18 protein-coding genes are annotated in these 16,656 nt (G+C 73.6%); 7 read left to right on the top strand and 11 right to left on the bottom strand.

The window, feature by feature from the left end:
• Nucleotides 1–22: 22 nt before the first annotated feature.
• Nucleotides 23–430 carry a VOC family protein gene (locus CRP52_RS36180; RefSeq protein WP_097241077.1) on the top strand — a complete coding sequence of 136 codons (408 nt, stop codon included), beginning with the start codon at nucleotides 23–25 and terminating at the stop codon, nucleotides 428–430.
• Between the two features lie 12 nt (nucleotides 431–442).
• Here the strand turns inward: CRP52_RS36180 and CRP52_RS36185 are convergent, their stop codons facing one another.
• The 6 genes from CRP52_RS36185 to CRP52_RS36210 all read right to left on the bottom strand — a co-directional run bounded on the left by CRP52_RS36185 (nucleotide 443) and on the right by CRP52_RS36210 (nucleotide 7,506).
• Nucleotides 443–1,825 (bottom strand): RNA polymerase sigma factor, encoded by a 1,383-nt coding sequence (locus tag CRP52_RS36185; RefSeq protein WP_179853158.1) that lies wholly within the window; start codon nucleotides 1,823–1,825, stop codon nucleotides 443–445.
• Entirely contained in the window at nucleotides 1,798–2,217 is a 420-nt protein-coding gene (locus CRP52_RS36190) for a YciI family protein (protein ID WP_097241079.1), read from the bottom strand. Before CRP52_RS36190 ends, CRP52_RS36185 begins: the two co-directional genes overlap by 28 nt.
• 142 nt (nucleotides 2,218–2,359) lie before the next feature.
• Nucleotides 2,360–4,210 (bottom strand): hypothetical protein, encoded by a 1,851-nt coding sequence (locus tag CRP52_RS38810; protein WP_097241080.1) that lies wholly within the window; start codon nucleotides 4,208–4,210, stop codon nucleotides 2,360–2,362.
• Nucleotides 4,211–4,240: 30 nt separating this feature from the next.
• Nucleotides 4,241–4,570, bottom strand: coding sequence for a hypothetical protein (locus tag CRP52_RS36200; protein WP_143685930.1), 330 nt, complete (start codon nucleotides 4,568–4,570; stop codon nucleotides 4,241–4,243).
• Between the two features lie 294 nt (nucleotides 4,571–4,864).
• Nucleotides 4,865–6,031, bottom strand: coding sequence for an alanine--tRNA ligase-related protein (locus CRP52_RS36205; protein ID WP_097241185.1), 1,167 nt, complete (start codon nucleotides 6,029–6,031; stop codon nucleotides 4,865–4,867).
• 215 nt (nucleotides 6,032–6,246) lie between these two features.
• On the bottom strand, nucleotides 6,247–7,506 hold the full coding sequence (locus CRP52_RS36210) for an MFS transporter (protein WP_097241082.1): 1,260 nt from the start codon (nucleotides 7,504–7,506) through the stop codon (nucleotides 6,247–6,249).
• A gap of 61 nt (nucleotides 7,507–7,567) precedes the next feature.
• Here CRP52_RS36210 and CRP52_RS36215 point away from each other — a divergent pair, with 61 nt between their 5' ends.
• Entirely contained in the window at nucleotides 7,568–8,632 is a 1,065-nt protein-coding gene (locus CRP52_RS36215) for a winged helix-turn-helix domain-containing protein (protein ID WP_097241186.1), read from the top strand.
• Between the two features lie 62 nt (nucleotides 8,633–8,694).
• Here the strand turns inward: CRP52_RS36215 and CRP52_RS36220 are convergent, their stop codons facing one another.
• The gene (locus CRP52_RS36220) at nucleotides 8,695–9,000 is read right to left on the bottom strand and encodes a cupin domain-containing protein (protein ID WP_097241083.1); all 306 of its coding nucleotides are present in this window, start codon (nucleotides 8,998–9,000) and stop codon (nucleotides 8,695–8,697) included.
• A 313-nt stretch (nucleotides 9,001–9,313) separates the two neighbouring features.
• On the opposite strand from CRP52_RS36220, the gene CRP52_RS36225 reads away from it, so the two are divergent.
• Nucleotides 9,314–11,359, top strand: a complete 2,046-nt coding sequence (locus CRP52_RS36225) for a HelD family protein (protein WP_257033253.1) — start codon at nucleotides 9,314–9,316, stop codon at nucleotides 11,357–11,359.
• 64 nt (nucleotides 11,360–11,423) lie between these two features.
• Here CRP52_RS36225 and CRP52_RS36230 read toward each other — a convergent pair whose 3' ends face one another.
• On the bottom strand, nucleotides 11,424–12,695 hold the full coding sequence (locus tag CRP52_RS36230; RefSeq protein ID WP_097241085.1) for an alpha/beta hydrolase: 1,272 nt from the start codon (nucleotides 12,693–12,695) through the stop codon (nucleotides 11,424–11,426).
• A gap of 136 nt (nucleotides 12,696–12,831) precedes the next feature.
• On the opposite strand from CRP52_RS36230, the gene CRP52_RS36235 reads away from it, so the two are divergent.
• Nucleotides 12,832–13,290 carry a MarR family winged helix-turn-helix transcriptional regulator gene (locus CRP52_RS36235; protein WP_097241086.1) on the top strand — a complete coding sequence of 153 codons (459 nt, stop codon included), beginning with the start codon at nucleotides 12,832–12,834 and terminating at the stop codon, nucleotides 13,288–13,290.
• 68 nt (nucleotides 13,291–13,358) lie between these two features.
• Here the strand turns inward: CRP52_RS36235 and CRP52_RS38815 are convergent, their stop codons facing one another.
• Nucleotides 13,359–13,625 (bottom strand): hypothetical protein, encoded by a 267-nt coding sequence (locus CRP52_RS38815; protein WP_179853139.1) that lies wholly within the window; start codon nucleotides 13,623–13,625, stop codon nucleotides 13,359–13,361.
• Between the two features lie 18 nt (nucleotides 13,626–13,643).
• On the opposite strand from CRP52_RS38815, the gene CRP52_RS36240 reads away from it, so the two are divergent.
• The 3 genes from CRP52_RS36240 to CRP52_RS40700 all read left to right on the top strand — a co-directional run bounded on the left by CRP52_RS36240 (nucleotide 13,644) and on the right by CRP52_RS40700 (nucleotide 15,285).
• Nucleotides 13,644–13,916: a MarR family winged helix-turn-helix transcriptional regulator gene (locus CRP52_RS36240; RefSeq protein ID WP_306458941.1), complete on the top strand. Its 273-nt coding sequence runs from the start codon at nucleotides 13,644–13,646 to the stop codon at nucleotides 13,914–13,916.
• Nucleotides 13,917–14,016: 100 nt separating this feature from the next.
• Complete coding sequence (locus tag CRP52_RS36245) at nucleotides 14,017–14,676, top strand: nucleotidyltransferase domain-containing protein (protein WP_097241087.1); 660 nt, start codon at nucleotides 14,017–14,019, stop codon at nucleotides 14,674–14,676.
• 99 nt (nucleotides 14,677–14,775) lie between these two features.
• Entirely contained in the window at nucleotides 14,776–15,285 is a 510-nt protein-coding gene (locus CRP52_RS40700) for a helix-turn-helix domain-containing protein (protein ID WP_097241088.1), read from the top strand.
• 107 nt (nucleotides 15,286–15,392) lie between these two features.
• Here the strand turns inward: CRP52_RS40700 and CRP52_RS36255 are convergent, their stop codons facing one another.
• Together CRP52_RS36255 and CRP52_RS36260 are read right to left on the bottom strand one after the other, a co-directional pair.
• The gene (locus CRP52_RS36255) at nucleotides 15,393–15,995 is read right to left on the bottom strand and encodes a ClpP family protease (RefSeq protein ID WP_097241089.1); all 603 of its coding nucleotides are present in this window, start codon (nucleotides 15,993–15,995) and stop codon (nucleotides 15,393–15,395) included.
• A 1-nt stretch (nucleotide 15,996) separates the two neighbouring features.
• Entirely contained in the window at nucleotides 15,997–16,635 is a 639-nt protein-coding gene (locus tag CRP52_RS36260) for an ATP-dependent Clp protease proteolytic subunit (RefSeq protein WP_097241090.1), read from the bottom strand.
• Nucleotides 16,636–16,656 lie beyond the last annotated feature (21 nt).

Raw genomic sequence — 16,656 nt, forward strand, 5'->3', positions numbered from 1 at the left:
GCGATCGGGAAGACTCGCACGCATGGTCTCGGTAGTGCAGAACGTCGCGGTCGACTGTGCGGACGCCTATGAACTGGCCCTGTTCTGGAGCAAAGTGACGGGCCGGCCGCTGGATCCGGAGGACGGGCCGGGCTCGCGGGAGACGGCGGTCCAGCTGACGGAGGGCCTGGTGCTGTACTTCAACCAGGTGCCCGAGCCCAAGACCGTCAAGAACCGGGTCCACCTGTGCCTGCGCCCCGAGACCTCGCGCGACCAGGAGGTGGAGCGGCTGCTGGCCCTCGGCGCCACCTGGGTCGGCGACCACCGCAACCCCGACGGCTCGGGCTGGGCGGTGCTCGCCGACCCCGAGGGCAACGAGTTCTGCGTCCTGCGCAGCGACTCCGACCGCACCGCCGACGCCGACTCCGACCGCGCCGCCGCGAACGCCTGACCCGGGCCGCCGTCAGCCCAGGGCGGCTGCCTTGCGCAGCAACACCGACCGTTCGCCGGTGTTGCGGCACAGGCGGGCGGCGAGCTCCAGTTCCGCCTTGGCCTCGGCGGTGCGGCCCAGGCGGGTGAGCAGTTCGCCGCGCACGGTCGGGAGCAGGTGCGAACCCGACAGGCGGCCGGAGACCACCAGGTCGTCCACCATGTCCAGCGCCTCCTGCGGCCCGCCGGCCATCGCGACGGCCACCGCCCGGTTGAGGTCGACCACGGGTGACGGCGCCACCCGGCCCAGCGCCTCGTAGAGGAGCACGATGCGCTCCCAGTCCGTCTCCTCCACCGAGGGCGCCGTCGCGTGGCAGGCGGCTATCGCGGCCTGAAGACCGTACGGTCCCAGACCCCGGCCGAGGCCCCACCCGAGGGTGGAGGCCCGGCCGAGGGCGGCGAGGCCGCGGCGGATCGCGGAGCGGTCCCACCGGCGGCGGTCCTGGTCCTCCAGGAGGACCGTCTCGCCGTCGGGCCCGGTGCGGGCCGGGAAGCGTGCGGCGGTGAGCTCGAACAGCGCGAGCTGGCCGTGCACCTCCGGCTCGGCGGGCAGCAGGGCGGCCAGCGTCCGGGCCAGCCGTACGGCCTCGTAGGCGAGGTCGGGGCGCAGCAGGTCGTCGCCGGCCGTCGCCGTCGAGCCCTCGGTGAAGATCACGTACAGGACGCTCAGCACGGCGCCGAGCCGCCCGCGCCGCTCCTGCTGCGGCGGCAGCTCGAAGGGCACGCGGGCGGCGGCGATCGTCTTCTTCGCCCGGGTGATCCGGGCCTGGACGGTCGCCGTGGGCACCAGGAAGGCGCGGGCGATCTCCTCGCTGGACAGTCCGCCCACCACGCGCAGGGTCAGCGCCACCCGCGCCTCGGGCGAGAGGACGGGATGGCAGGCGGTGAACATCAGCGCGAGCACGTCGTCGTCCACCCGGTCGGCGTCCCAGGGCAGGTCGTCCGGCCGCTCGGAGGCGGCGGTCCCGCCCGCGCCCGCGCTGAACTCGCCCTCGGCGAGCGGGCCCGCGAGCGCCGCGTACCGCTCGTCCAGCGCGGACCGGCGGCGGAAGGCGTCGATGGCCCGCCGCCGGGCGGTGGACAGCAGCCAGCCCACCGGGCTGGCCGGCTCCCCGTCCCGCGACCAGGCGACGAGCGCCTCCGCCAGCGCCTCCTGCGCGACGTCCTCGGCGAGCGCGAAGTCCCCGGTGTAGCGGGCCAGCGCGCCGACGATCCGCGGGGACTCGATCCGCCAGACGGCCTCGACGGCCCGCCGCGCCGCCTCGGCGACCGGCGGGCCGTCGGTGGCGGGCGGCCCGTCGGTGGCCGGCGGGCCGTCCGCGGGGTGTGTCACAGCTGGCCGGTCCGCTCGCGCCACGCCCGCTCCTTGACGATCCACTCGTTGTCCTGCGGGAACTCCTCGATGCTGGGCACCCGGCGCACCTCGCACTTCGAGCCGGGGACGGCCGGGAGCCGCTTGGCCCACGCCACCGCCTCCTCCTTGGAGGCGACGTCGATGAGGTAGAAGCCGCCGAAGAGCTCCTTCGTCTCACCGTACGGGCCGTCGGTGACCACGGGGGTCTCCCCGCTGAAGTCGACCACCACGCCCTGGGACGGGTCGTCCAGTCCCTCGGCGGCGACGAGCACGCCGGCCCGGATCAGCTCCTCGTTGAAGCGGCCGACCATTTCGAGCATCTCCTCGAAGGGCGTCCCCATCATCTTCTCGACGGACTCGTCGGTGCCCCGCATGATCAGCATGTACTTCGCCATGATCGTTCTCCTTGTCCAGGTCGTTCGGGTTGTTCGGGTGGTTCGGAGGGCCGTTCCTCGACCCTCTCAGTCCCAGGTCGAACGGCGCAGCCCCGGATCGACAGGGTGGGCGACATCGGACCGGGATTTTTTTTCGGCCCCGTCAGGGCCGGGCCGGCGCCGGATCCTGGACGCGCCCCTGCAGCTGCCGGGACAGCTCCGCGACACAGGCCGCGAGCTGCCCGGTGGACAGCTGCCCCGGATCGCCGCCGCAGCCGCCCGCCGGTACGACCGGCGGCGCACCGGACGGCGTGGGCGCACCCGGAGTCGGCGCACCCGGCGCAGGTGTACCGGGCGCAGGCGTACCGGGCGCCGGGGCCGGCTGACCGCCGCCCGGCGGGGTGATGGGGCCGTTCAGCGACACCAGGTTGGGCGTCACCGTGGCATCGCCGGACAGGTCGATGTAGTCCTGGGTCTGCCCGTTGAAGTCCACGAACCCGCGCCACATGTCCCGGCCGAACGGAACGATCTCCTGCAGCGCGCCGCCCTGGCCGGCACTGATGGTGATCGAGGTCTGCTGGGCCATGTACGACACCATCCGGCTGGCCAGCACGTCCAGGTTCACCGACGGGGCGTCGTCGCCGCGCACGTACACGTGCAGGTCGTTGAGGCCGCCGCCGGCCCGGTCGGCCTGCAGGACGGCGAACGCCACCACCAGCTGCGAGGAGCTCTCCCGGGGCACCAGCGGGGTCACGTAGTAGAGGTGGCCGTCCGCCTTCGAGCGCAGCAGGAACTCCCCCGGGTTGACGGCGTTGGTCGCCGCCGAGGTGTGCGCGTAGCCGAAGCCGCGGTCGTCCTTCGCGCCGCGCCCGCCGAGCCACTGCACCTCGTGGATCTGCGCCCGCACCACCGAGGCGGGGTACACCGCCCCGGGCAGGTCGCCCGGCGCCACGCTCGCCCGGTACGTCGTGTCGGGGCGGCCGTCCGGGGAGCCGCGCAGGACCAGCACCCCGGCCGGCTCCAGCACGGTGCGCTGGCGCCAGCCGGCCTGCCGCGCCACCGAGACCACCACCACCGGCCGGGCGGTGCGCGGGTCGGGGCCGTCGCAGTAGCCCCAGATGTCCTGGTCGCTGTAGACCAGGTCCGGGAAGCGCTCGGCGAGCAGGTTGCGCAGGCTGACGGCTCCCGTGCCGGCGAAGGCGCGGCCGAACGCGTGGTCGCCGCGGAACGCGCAGGTGGCCACGGAGTTGGAGCGGCCGTCCCAGACGGCGACGCCCTCCATCGGCTGCTCGCCGGAGCCGTCCAGGACGGCCGTCCACACCCCGCCGCCCTGCGAGGCGTCGGGCAGGTAGTGCAGGCTGTGGCCCATCAGGTGGACCCCGGAGGTCAGGCCGGCGCTGTCGGTGAGCGCCTTGGTCGCCGCCGCGTAGGAGGCGGTGCGCGCCTCGAAGTCGAAGTCCGGCATCGGCGCGGTCTTCACGCAGGCCGGTACGTCCGCGGTGCCCACCAGGTCGCAGCGGCCGCCGTCGCCCGCGCGGGTGTGCTCGGTCACCGGCAGCACCGAACGCGGCGTGCCCGCGCCGCCGGCCGGGACGTCGAGCACCGTCGCCGCCGCGTAGAAGCGGCCCGCGTCCTTGTCGTCGTCCCACAGCCCGGTGCCCACCCGCACGAGCGAGCCGGCCACCGCCAGCAGCACCGCCGCCAGCGTCAGCCGCGCCCGCCACCCGCGGAAGCCCGCCCCGGACTCCTGCGCGACGTACACGACCACGCCCACCGTGCCGCACAGCCCCACCGCGACCCAGACCCAGAACAGCGGCGTCGCGTCCAGGATCCCGCCGTGCGGGAAGAACTCCTGCCGCAGCAGCAGCACGTAGCTCTGGTCCTGCTGCCCGAACCCGCCGAACGCGAAGTGCTTGACCGCCCACACCAGCAGCGCGACCAGCGGCATCCACAGCCACCAGACCGCCAGCGCCACGACCCCGCCCCGCACCGCGACCCGCTCACGCTCCGTCATATGCCCCCCTCTCCTCGCCCGATTCCCCTGTCAGCGCCGTTGCATCGCCCGGTCCTCCGCCGCACGGCGCTGCCGGTTGGCCCGGTCCTTCGCCGCGTCCTTGCGCGCCTGCGCCGCACTGGGCGGCTCCACGACGAAGTTGCAGTTGCCGCACACGTAGCCGCCCTCCGGCCCGTAGTTGATCTCCGCCCCGCACTGCGCGCAGTTCATCCCCGACACGCCGACCTCCCGCGTGGTGACCTCCCGCGAGGCGACGTTCGCCGGCGGCGGCACCACGTACCAGCACGACCCGCAGACGTACCCTCCCTGCGGCCCGTGGCTGACGGGCTGCCTGCACTTGCCGCAACGGGGAGAGTTCATGCCTACCTCAGCCTCACGGGGACGGAACGACGGGGACGACAGGGACGACGGAAGCGGCCTGCGGACCCGACGGCACCGCGCGGCCGATGACGGCGCCGCACTGCCCGCAGGCCAGCTGCCTACCCTGATCCTGCATGAGCGACCCGCAGTTCGGACACTGCACGGGGTTCCCCCTCGACGTCGGACGGCACGGCAGCGAGCTCCGCGGCCACCAGCATCCCAGCAGCGGGCCCGCCGAGTCCCGGATTTTCCAAGGGCGTTCGGCCACCGGGCCGCCGTCGGGGTCGAGGGCCCTCACTGGCGGCGCAGGTCGAGGATGAGGTCGCGGGGCAGGCCGTGGGTGTCGTGGAGGTAGTGGAGGTCGTCCTCGGTCAGCGGGCCGTGGAAGCGGGGGCGGGTCAGGATCCGGCGGCCGCGTTCGAGGAGGCGGTCGAAGCGGTGTTCCTCGTCGAGCAGGATCCGCCGTACGGTGTCCGGGTCGCCGGCCTGGCGGAAGCGGTCGAGGGTGTGCTCGATCAGTTCGCGCGGCAGGTCGCCGAGGCCGACTCGCGGGTCGTCGCGGCGCAGGACGGTGAGCACCCGTCGGACGAGTCGGCGCAGGACGTAGCCGCGGCCGGTGTTGGACGGGCGTACGCCGTCGCCGATGACCACGACGGCCGAGCGCAGGTGGTCGCAGACCACGCGCAGGGACGGGTCGTCCAGGTGCCACAGGATCGGCACGATCCGGCGCCACGGGTCGAAGACGTCGCACTCGAACACCGAGCGCCGGCCCTGCAGGAGCGAGGCGAGGCGTTCCAGGCCGAGTCCGGTGTCGACGTTGCGCTGGGGCAGGGGGACGAGTGAGCCGTCGTCCAGTCGCCGGTGGCGCATCATCACGTGGTTCCACACCTCCACCCAGCGGTCGTCACCGGTGGGCGTGGACTCGGGCGGGGTGTCGCCGGTCCACAGGAAGATCTCGGAGTCGGGGCCGCACGGGCCGGTGGGGCCGTTGGACCACCAGTTGTCCTCGACGGTGAGCTCGACCGGCACGCCGCGGTCCTGCCACAGCTCCAGGGAGGCGGTGTCGGGACCGGTCCGGTCGTCGCCGCCGAAGACGGTGACGTGGAGCAGCCGGGGGTCGATGCCGAAGCCGTCGGTGAGCAGTCCGTAGCCCCAGTCGAGGCTCTGCGGGCCCTCGTAGTCGCCGAGCGACCAGGTGCCGAGCATCTCGAAGACCGTCAGGTGGGTGGTGTCGCCGACCTCGTCCAGGTCGGTGGTGCGCAGGCAGCGCTGTACGTTGACGAGGCGCTTGCCGAGCGGGTGCGGGCGTCCTTCGAGGTACGGGGTGAGCGGGTGCATGCCGGAGGTGGTGAACAGCACCGGGTCTCCGGGCGGCGGCAGGAGGGTCGAGCCGGTGATCCGGTGGTGGCCGCGGTCCTCGAAGTACTCGATGAACGTGCGGACGATCCGGTCGGTGGTCAGGTCGGTGTTCACGGGGGTGTTCACGGGGTGCTCCTTCGCGTGGGGCGGGGAGGCACCGGACGACTGGTCCGCCGGATCGTCAGGGACGGGCGCAGGAGCGCCGTGGGATCACCCGGCAGACCGTGTCCGGTCGCCGGGGAGGGGAGTACGTCAGGCGGCGGCAACCGGCGAGCTGGTCGCTCGCGCGGCTGCGGTGGTGCTTCGGCCCATGACGTTCATGCCGGCGAGGGTAGCTCACCCGGTACGGCCGGTGCACCCGGTTTTTCTGCCCGCCGTAACCCGTCAACGCCGTCCGTCCCGGTACGGCCGACCGCCGCACCCGCCCCGCGCAGCCCCGGGGCCAGCAGCAGGGTGGCGGCCAGGGAGGCGCCGGCGGTCGCCGCCATACCGGTGGCGGGGGAGGTCAGTTCGGCGACCGCGCCGGCCGCCGCCGCGCCGATCCCCTGCATGGCGAGCATCCCGCAACTGTGCAGGCCGAGCGCCTGCCCGCTCAGGCCGTCGGGTGTGAGGGCGATCAGCCGGTCCTGCAGCAGCAGTCCGGACGCGTACCCGAAGGTGGCGAGCGCGACCAGTGCCAGGGCGAGCGGCAGTGCCGGGCGGAACGCGAAGAGCAGGTAGGGGGCGGCGAGCAGGACGCACAGCGGGACGGCCGGCCGGTGCCGCCGGTGGGCGGGCAGGAAGCGGCCCGCGACGACGTCGCCGGCCAGCATGCCGAGCGCCCCGGCGGCGAACAGCAGGCCCGCGTCGCCGGGCGCGTACGGGACGTAGAGCGATTCGACGCCGACGATCAGGCCGTTCGGCACCCACAGGGCGAGGTAGACGTACCGGCGCGGTGCGCTGGACCAGAGCCGGGCGTTGGTGCGCCAGGTCTCGGCGACCGACGCCCGTCCGGCGCCGCGGGGCGGACGGGCGGTGAGCCCGTACCGCGCCACCAGGGCGGCCAGCAGATGCAGGCCGGCGGCGAGCAGCAGCGTGCCGCGCGCCGAGAGCGCCGCCACCAGCGCCCCGCCGGCCGCGAAACCGCAGATCTGCAGGACGCCGACCGACACGTTGAGGACGGAGCGCCCGAGCAGGTAACCGCCGCCTGCCAGCACCTCGTTGAGCAGCCCGTACCGCACCCCGCCGCCGACCGACCCGGCGAGGCCGAGGCCCAGCAGCACCGCGAACAGCACCCCCAGGGGCAGCCCGGGAACCGCCTGCAGGGCGGTGCCCGCGCCGAACAGCAGGGCGAGGCCCGTCATGGCGGCCCGCGGGGGCAGCCGGTCGGCCGCGGACAGCACGGTGACGGCGCCGAGCAGCTGCGCCAGCGCGGGGCCGAACATGGCGAGGGAGGACAGCAGTGCCGAGTCCGTCCGCTCGAACACGAGGATCCCGAGGGCGAGCCCGCCCACCGTCTGGGCCGCGTTCTGCCCGGCCGAGGCGAGGAACAGCGGGGTGAACTCCCGGGTGTGGAACAACTCCTGATACGTCCGCATGCGGCAGACCCTCCCCGGGACGGGCGGCGGACCGTTAGAGTTTCGCGGGGAGGCGAAACCAATCAGCTGGTGGCGGATCGACGCGGACACCCTCGCCGGGAGCCGGTTCGTGGTCTCCCCGCTGGCCGAGGCGCTGGCCGCCCTGAAGACGCTGCACCGCGCCGGCGCGGCCCACCCCGGCGAACACCGGTGGCTCGCCGCCCACCTCGCCGACTACCGCGACCGCCTGGCCGGCGACCCGGTCACGGCGGCGCTGGTCGGGGCCGCGCTGAGGCCCCGCTGGAACGCGACCTTCCTCACGCCGGCTCCGGCTCCGGCTCCGGCGGCTGCGACGGGAGTCGGCGATGGCGATCCCGTGTTCGGCGATCGCACGTTCGCGCAGGAGCTGGCACAGGTCCGGGCCACCCCGCCCGCCGTCGTCCGGGCCGACCTCGTGCAGGCCCTGGACGGCCCGCTGCCGCCGCTGCTGCACCGCGACGACCTGGCCGATCGCGCTGCGGACCTGCTGCAGTGGGTGTGGACGCGGACCGTCCGGCCCTCCTGGCCGCGCCGGCGGCGGATCATCGAGGCCGACATCGTCGCCCGGACGGCCCGGCTCGGCCGGCACGGCTGGGCCGCCACGCTGGACGGGATGCGCCCCGGGATGCGCTGGCTGGGGCAGGACCGCCTGCAGATCACCGGCTGCGACAGCCCGCCGCTGGAACTCTCCGACGCCCAGCTGCTGTTCGTCCCGGTGACCCCGGCCCAGAGCTGGCTCTGCTGGGACGTTTCGGCGTTCGACGGCCCGCACCCGGGCCCCGCCCGGAGCACCAGGCGGTACGCGGTCGTCTACCCGTGCGCGGGAGTCCTGGCGGACGGCGAACGCCGCCCGGGGCCGTCGCCGCTGGGCGCGCTGCTCGGCTCCGCCCGCGCCGAACTGCTCACCCTGCTCGCCGCGCCGAAGAGCACCACCCAGCTGGTCGCCCTCACCGGCCGACCCCTGGGCGCGGTCGGGCGGCACCTGCGGATCCTGCACGAAGCCGGTCTGGCCCAGCGCCGGCGCGCGGGCCGCTCCGTCCTCTACTACCGCACCGCCGCCGGACAGGTCCTGGTGGACGCACAGCCGGCCGGCCCCGACGGGCGCTGACCCGAGGATCCGCACCCGGGCCGGGTGGCCGACCCGCCGACCCCCTGCCGCCTGACGGGCCGTCAATCGTCGGTCGGCTCCACGATCACCAGCGTGCCACGGCTTCCGGGGCGGACCGCGTGCACGGTTCCCGCCGCCACCAGGTACAGCTCGCCCGCCCGCACCGTCACCGGCGTGCCGTCGACCTCCAGTTCCAGCCGGCCGTCGAGCACGAGCAGTGCCTCGTCGGCGCCGTGGCTCTCCTCCTCCACCGGCAGTTCGTCCATGCGCAGCACCTTCACGCAGGCCGTCCCCACCCGGCCCAGCCGACGAGAGCTCCACGCCTTCGGCAGACCAGCCGCCGTCGCCACCAGATCGACCACACTCACGGCACAACCCTCCCCCACGACCCCGATCGGTCCTGCCGACCGGGCCCGCGCATCACGATCACTGGATGCCTCGGAAGCTACCCGACCGGGAGCACGGGGTGGTCGACCGTTTGGCAAAGCCTGCCATCGGCAGGTCCCCTGACCACCCCGCGCCCGCCACGTTTATTCGGCCACAGGGCCATATCTTCGACAAGCAAGTCAAGACTTATCTTCCGGGGAATTCGACCGTATGGTATCGGTCGAATCGAAGGAGCTCCTGTTGTCGAAAACGAATGATTCCGCCGTGCGCGCAGTTGACTCGGAGCGGGATTATGTGTCCTCCCTTTATGAGGTGCTCACCGAGCGGCTTTCCGAGGCGCGGGCACACCGGGCGAGTTTGTTGAAGGCCCCGGCGGACAGCGCCGGAGAGGCACACGAGCGGGAAATCGCCGCCGACCGGCTGGCCAAGGAAATCGGCCGGCTGGAGGGCGCGGAAAAGGGGCTGGTATTCGGGCGCATCGACTGGACGGACGGCATGGCCCTGCGCATCGGGCGGATCGGGCTGCACACGGAGGAGGATGACCTGCCGCTGCTCGTGGACTGGCGCGCGAACGCGGCGCGGCCCTTCTACGAGGCGACGCCCGTCCACCCGATGGGCCTGCGGCGGCGCCGGCACCTGCGCCTGGAGGAGCGCACGGTCGTCTCGGTGAGCGACGAACTGCTGGACGGGACCGCCCCGACCGACGAGGACGTCGTGGGGGACGGCCCGTTGGCCGAGGCCCTGTCGGCCCGGCGCACGGGCAGGATGCACGCGGCCGTCGCGACGCTGCAGGCCGAACAGGACGAGATCGTCCGCTCCGCCCACCGCGGGGTGACCGTGGTGCAGGGCGGGCCCGGCACCGGAAAGACGGTGGTCGCCCTGCACCGGGCGGCCTACGTCCTGTACGCGTTCCCGCGCGCCGCGGAGGAGGGCGTCCTGGTGGTGGGCCCGAACGCCCGGTTCCTCGACTACATCTCGCAGGTCCTTCCCTCCCTCGGGGAGAACGACGTCGTGCTGGCGACCTGCCGGGAACTGGCCGGAGTGTCCACGGACATGCTGGAAGCGCCGGACACGGTGGCCCCGTTCGACACGGCGCGGCTCAAGGGCAGCTCCGCCCTCGCCGACGCCCTGGCCGGCCTGCTGCGCGTCCACCAGGCCCCCGTCGGCGACTTCACCGTGCGGGTCGGACAGGACCTGGTCCACCTGTCCGGCGAGGAGGTCGCCACCGCACGCGACGCCGCCGTGGCAGCCGTACCGGGGCACAACCCCGCGCGCCAGGTGTTCCGGGAGCTCCTGGTCGACGCCGTCGCCGACGCGATGCAACGGGACGTGGGCGACGTCCTGGAGCAGATCGACGCCGACACCGCCAGGATGACGGGCCTGGACCTCGACCGGTTCACGGGAGCCGCCCAGCGCCGTACCGAGGGCGCGGCCGACCCCGGTCCGGCCCACGAGCTGGACCTGGACGCCGTCCGGTCCGAGCTCCTGGACGACGCCGGCGTCGACCGGGCCGTCGAGGCGTTGTGGCCGCGGCTGGCACCCGGTGACCTCGTGAACGCGCTCCTGACGGACGCCGATGCGCTCGCCGAGCACCTGCCCGGCCTGACCGCGCAGGAGCGCTCCCTCCTGCTGCGCGGTCCGGACGACCCGTGGACCGATGCCGACGTGCCGTTGCTGGACGAGGCGGCGAGCCTGGTCGACGGCCCGCCGGAGCGGACGTACGGGCACGTCGTCGTCGACGAGGCCCAGGAACTGACCGCCATGCAGTGGCGGATGATCGTCCGCCGCTGCCCGGCGCGGGCGATGACGCTGGTGGGCGACTTCGCCCAGGCGGGTCCGGTGGCGACCGCACGCGACTGGAAGGAGGCGCTGGGCCCCCACGTCGGACCGCGGTTCCAACTGCACGACCTGACGGTCAGCTACCGCACCACGCAGGAGATCCTGGAGAACGTCCGGGGCCTGCTCGCGCGGATCGCTCCGGACCAGAAGCCCACCCGGTCACTGCGCAGCGGCGAGAGCCCGCGCACCGTGACCCCGCCTCCGGAGGGGCTGGTCGCCGCCGTTGTCGAGGAACTCCGCGCCCAGCGCAGCGCGCACCCGGGCGAGCTCCTGGGAGTGGTCTGCGCGGACGGCAGGGTGGGCGAGCTGACGGCCCGGGGCATCGCCGAGCACGCGCGCATCGTGCCGGCGTCGGAAGCCCGCGGCCTGGAGTTCGACGGGGTCGTCGTCCTGAACCCCGAGGAGATCATCACGGCCCGCCCCGGCGGGGAGAGGGACCTGTACGTGGCCCTGACCCGGGCCACCAAGCGCCTGTGCACGATCACCTCCCGGCCGGCCTGACGACGGACCGGCATTCGACGCCGGTCCGACGCCGGTCCGGCGTCAGGCCGGCGTCAGGCCGACGTCAGGCCTGACGGGCCCCGGCGATCCGGGCCTCCGCGACCCCGGCGGGGACGGTGCCGAGCCACCAGGCGGGGTCGGCGGTGCCGTCGGTCGTGCGGCCGTCGCGGTGCACGTAGTGGCGCACGTCGCGGCCGGGCTCGCAGAACGCGCCGCTCAGGGCGCGCTCGATCCACTCGGCACCGAAGCGGAACACCTCGGCGGCGGCCCCGCCCAGCGGGTGGAACTCGTTCTCGTAGACGCGGAGCTCCTTGGGCGCGCGGATCAGCTCGTAGTTGGCCAGGGCCTGCTCCAGCTGCGTGAGTTCGTCGAACTCGCCGATGCCGTAGAGAACCGGGCAGGTGATCTCCCGGACGAGGTCGCCGAGCGGCATGTGGTCGGCCAGCTCGCGGTCGAAGGCGTCCTCGTCGGTGTAGCCGGCCATGAACATGTAGTTGTTCTTGAAGGTCGGCTGGGCCCGTTCGAAGATCGTCCGGAAGTCGCCGGTGACCGCCTCGAAGGCGGCCAGCGCGGCGAGCCGGCGGTCGGTGGCCGCGGCGCGCGAGCCCCAGTAGCCGCTCATCGAGATGCCGAACATGCCGATCCGGGCCGGGTCGACCTCCGGCAGCGAGGCCAGGTGGTCGATGTAACGGCCGATCGCCCGCTCGTAGTTGGTGAGGTCGACGGTGAGCCCGCCGGCCCGGCTCTCGCCCTGGCCGGGGCCCTCGATGGAGAGGGCGACCATCCCGCGCGAGGTGTAGTAGCGCTCGGCCGCCCAGATGTAGTCCTCCTTGATCATGTCCATCCCCGGTCCGAGGATCACCGCGGGGGCGTTCCGCACCTCGCCGGCCGGCAGGTGCAGCAGGCCGAAGATCCGGTGGCCCTCGAAGTCCAGGACGACCCGGCGGACCCGGTTGTCGCGCAGTGCGCCCAGGCGCTCCACGCAGTGGTCGGCGTGCTCGCGGAAGGCGCGCTTACGCGGGTCGGCGGCGTCGAAGACGGAGTACTGGGCGCGGCCCCACATCACCGCGGCGCGCAGGTACAGGTCGGCGGCGGTCTGGGCGAAGCCGCCCCGCTCGTGGTGGGCGGCGCGCTCCTCGGCCTGCCCGGCCACGGTGGCCCAGGCCTTGGGGAGCATCGCGCCGCTCCTCACCAGCTCGAAGACCTTGTCGAAGTCGGTGTGGTCGTGGCCGAGTTGCTCCAGGGTGCCCTTGGCCTGGGGGTGCAGGGCGTCGAAGCCGCCCTGGGCGAGGGCGATGTCCAGGGCCCAGCTCTGGCCGGTCGAACGAACGGTCATGACGGAAGTCCTCTCTCGATGGGTGCTCGGCCGCACGGCGTCCGCCGCGCAATTGCCTAAGTACTTATTCATTAAGTACTTAGGCTAAGCTGCTGTCAACCCACCGCCGATCCGCCCACCCCACGGAGACCGCCCCGTGCCCGAGCCGCAGCCCGCCCGCACCCGCGACCACGCCCTCGACGACCTCACCCGCGCCGCCTACAGCCTCAGCGCCGCCGACTCCCGCCTGCGCGGCCGCGCCACCCGCACCCCCGGCGCACTCTCCCTCACCCACGCGCGCGCACTGCGCGTCCTGGTCGAGACGGGCCCGCTGTCGATCGGCCAACTGGCCGCCGCCACCGAGACCACCGGCGCCGCCACCACCCAACTGGTCAACGGCCTCGTCGCCGCCGGCTACGTCACCCGCGAACGCCCCACGGGCGACAAGCGGTCGGTCCTGGTCACCCTCACCGACGCGGGCCGGCGCCGCCACCACGAACGCCACGCCGTCCTGACCCAGGCCCTCGACGCCGCCCTCGCCCACCACGACGCCGCCGGCCTGGACATCGCGACCGACGTACTCCGGCAACTGGCCGCCGTCTACGACCAGCTGTGACCGCGCCCCCGCCGGGCCCACGCCCACGCCCCGACGCCCTCGGTCAGGGCCGGGCGACCCCCGGTGGGTCACCGTCCCGCTCGGCCCTCCAGGTTGTGGGTCATCCGCTCCAGGACGGTGACGGCAGTCCGGTACTCCTCGGGCGAGATGCCCGCCGTCGACAGCTCGCGGAAGGTGCCGACCCCTTCGGCGACTTCGGCGAGACGGGCGCGGCCGACGCCGGTCAGGGCGAGGCGGCCCGGCTCCGGGCGGGCGACCCAGCCGTCGGCGACGACCGTCCCGATGGCGTCGGCCAGGGCAGCGCCATCGGCGTTGGCGGCCAGGACCGTCAGCACGTCGGCGTGGACCCGTCGGTGGCCAGCCGCATGGTCTCCGACTGCATCTCGGCCGGCTACCTGATCCGCGCGGCCTCCCAGCAGGACGGCCGCCGCACGGTCCTGCACCTCAGCCCCGAGGGCCGCGAACTGATGGCCCGCTTCCGCCGCCACCAGCGCTCGGCCTTCGAGTACGTCACCGCCGACTGGACCGAGCGCGAACGACTGGACTTCGCCCGCCTCCTGCTCAAGTACGTCGACTCCCAGGATGGCCTCCGCCACCGGCGAGCGGACCGGGACGCCCCGCACTGAGCCGTCCGGCGGCCTTCCCGGAGGACGGGTTGGTTGCTGCGCGTCGGCGAAGCATCCCCGGGATCCCACAACGGGCGTGCTTCGGCATTACGTTGGGGCCATGACGGAATCCCTCCCACCCGGCGGTGTGGTGTTCGACGAGGACGAACTGGACGCCCGGTGGGCGCAGGCCTGGCGGCCTGAGCAGGTGGCCGAGCGGCTGGTCGGGGTCGGGGTGACCTGGTGCGTCGCAGGGGGATGGGCGCTGGACCTGTTCCGGGGAAGGCAGTCGCGGCCGCACGAGGACCTGGAGATCGCGGTGCCGGCGGCGCGGTTCCCGGAGGTCCGGGAGCACTTCCCCGAGTACGTCTTCGACGCGGTGGGCTGGGGGCAGGTCTGGCCCGCGGCGGAAGCCGAGGCGCTGGCGGCCGTGCACCAGACCTGGGCTCGTGATCCGGCGAGCGACCGGTTCCTGTTCGACGTCTTCCGTGAGCCGCACGAGGGCGGGACGTGGATCTGCCGGCGGGACGAGCGCGTGCGGCTGCCGTACGAGGAGATCATCGAGCACACCGTGGACGGAATCCCTTACCTGCGACCGGAGTTGGTGCTGTTGTTCAAGGCGAAGGCGACCCGGCCCAAGGACGTGGCGGACTTCGAAGGTGTGCTGCCGCTGCTGAACCGGCCCCGGCGGGACGCCCTCGGCGGGTGGCTGGAGCTCGTGCACCCCGGCCATCCCTGGCTGGCGGCGCTGGCAGCAGCGGAGGCGGAGGCGGCGGACTGAGCTCGGGGAACGGCTGCTGACGCACTGCCGACGCCCGGCTTCACCCAGGGCAGAACGCCGATGCCTTCCCCCGGCGCCCTGAATCCCTAGGCTGAAGGGGTGAGCACTCAAGCGCCGAACGAAGCCCGCGTCATTCCCCTGCGCCCGCAGGCCTCGCCGCCCGCGTCCGGCGTCCCTGCTTCCGGTGGCCCGGCATCCGGCGGCCCGGCCCGGCCACCGCTGCGACCGGCGGGCGCCCCGCCGGCACCGGCGCCCGAGCCGGCCAGGGAGCCGCTGTGGCGCGACCTCGTCGGCGGGGTGCTGCGGCGCGAACGGCTCGCGCAGGAACGGACGTTGAAGGACGTCGCGGAGGCGGCGCGGATCTCGATGCCGTACCTGTCGGAGCTGGAGCGCGGGCGCAAGGAGGCCTCCTCCGAGGTGCTCGCGGCCGCCGCCCGGGCCCTCGGGCTCGGCCTCGGGGACCTGCTCTCGCTCGCCCAGGACGACCTGGCCCGACACACCGCCCGCAGGCGGGTCGCTCGTGCGAGCAGCGTGAGCAGCGTGAGCACCGCCGTCCGGGGCCGGCCGTCCTCCACGGCGCAGAACGACGGCCTCTGCCTCGTCGCCTGAGCGAACGAGCGAGCGAGCGAACCGAGCGAACCGAGCGGGCCGATGGTCGGAACGGCCGTGGTGCACCGCCGTGCCCACAGCCGTTCCGACCGCCCGGCGAGCGGCGGTTACCCGAACGGGAGCCGGCGGCTCAGCACCTCGTCGGCGAGCCCGTAGGCGACGGCCTCCTCGGCGGTGAACACCTTGTCCCGGTCCATGTCCGCGCGCAGCGTCGCCGTGTCGTGGCCGGTGTGCCGGGCCAGCACCTCCTCCACCTGCGAGCGGATGCGGACCATCTCCTTGGCGGCGAGGCTGAGATCGGAGACCGTCCCCTGCCGGCCGCCGCTGGCGGGCTGGCCGAGCAGCACCCGGGCGTGCTGGAGGACGAAGCGCCGCCCGGGGTCTCCCCCGGCCAGCAGCACGGCCGCCGTGGACGCCGCCTGGCCGACGCAGAACGTGGAGATCGGCGCCTGCACGAAGGTCATCGTGTCGTAGATCGCCATCAGTGAAGTGAACGATCCGCCCGGCGAGTTGAGGTAGATCGCGATCTCCTGCTCCGGGCTCGCCGACTCCAGGTGCAGGAGTTGCGCGATGACCACGTTGGCGACCCCGTCGTCGATCTCGGTGCCGAGGAAGATGATCCGCTCGTTCAGCAGCCGGCTGAAGACGTCGAAGGAGCGCTCGCCCTGAGCGGTCCGTTCCACGACGTAGGGAATCGGGTACGACGCCATGTCAGAGCCCCATCCGTCGGTGCGAGGCGGCCGGGCGGATGTCGGTGAGCGACTCCACGACGCGGTCCACGATGCCGTACTCCCTGGCCTGTTCGGCCGTGAACCAGCGGTCCCGGTCGCCGTCGCGCGCGATGGTCTCCTCGCTCTGCCCGGTGTGCTCGGCGGTGATCCGCTCGATGGACTTCTTGGTGAACTGCAGGTTCTCCGCCTGGATCTCGATGTCCGCGGCGGAGCCGCCGATGCCCGCCGAGGGCTGGTGCATCATGATCCGCGCGTTCGGCAGCGCGAACCGCTTGCCGGGTGCCCCGACCGTGAGCAGGAACTGGCCCATGCTGGCGGCGAAGCCCATCGCCAGGGTCGAGACGTCGTTCGGGATGAGCCGCATGGTGTCGTAGATGGCGAGGCCCGCGGTGACCGACCCGCCGGGGCTGTTGATGTACAGGCTGATGTCGCTGCGCGGGTCCTCCACGGACAGCAGCAGCAGCTGCGCGCACACGCGGTTGGCCGACACGTCGTCGACCTGCGTGCCGAGCAGGACGATCCGCCGGGCGAGCAGCTGCGCGGCGAGGTGGTCGTCGAAGCGGCTGGGCGCCGTGTCGCCCTCCTCCGCGCGGGGCGCGAGCGTGGTGAACGGAGTCATCGGGTCTCCTTGTCGAGGCCG

Origin of the sequence: Streptomyces sp. 1331.2 (assembly GCF_900199205.1) — a bacterium.
Taxonomy (GTDB): domain Bacteria; phylum Actinomycetota; class Actinomycetes; order Streptomycetales; family Streptomycetaceae; genus Kitasatospora.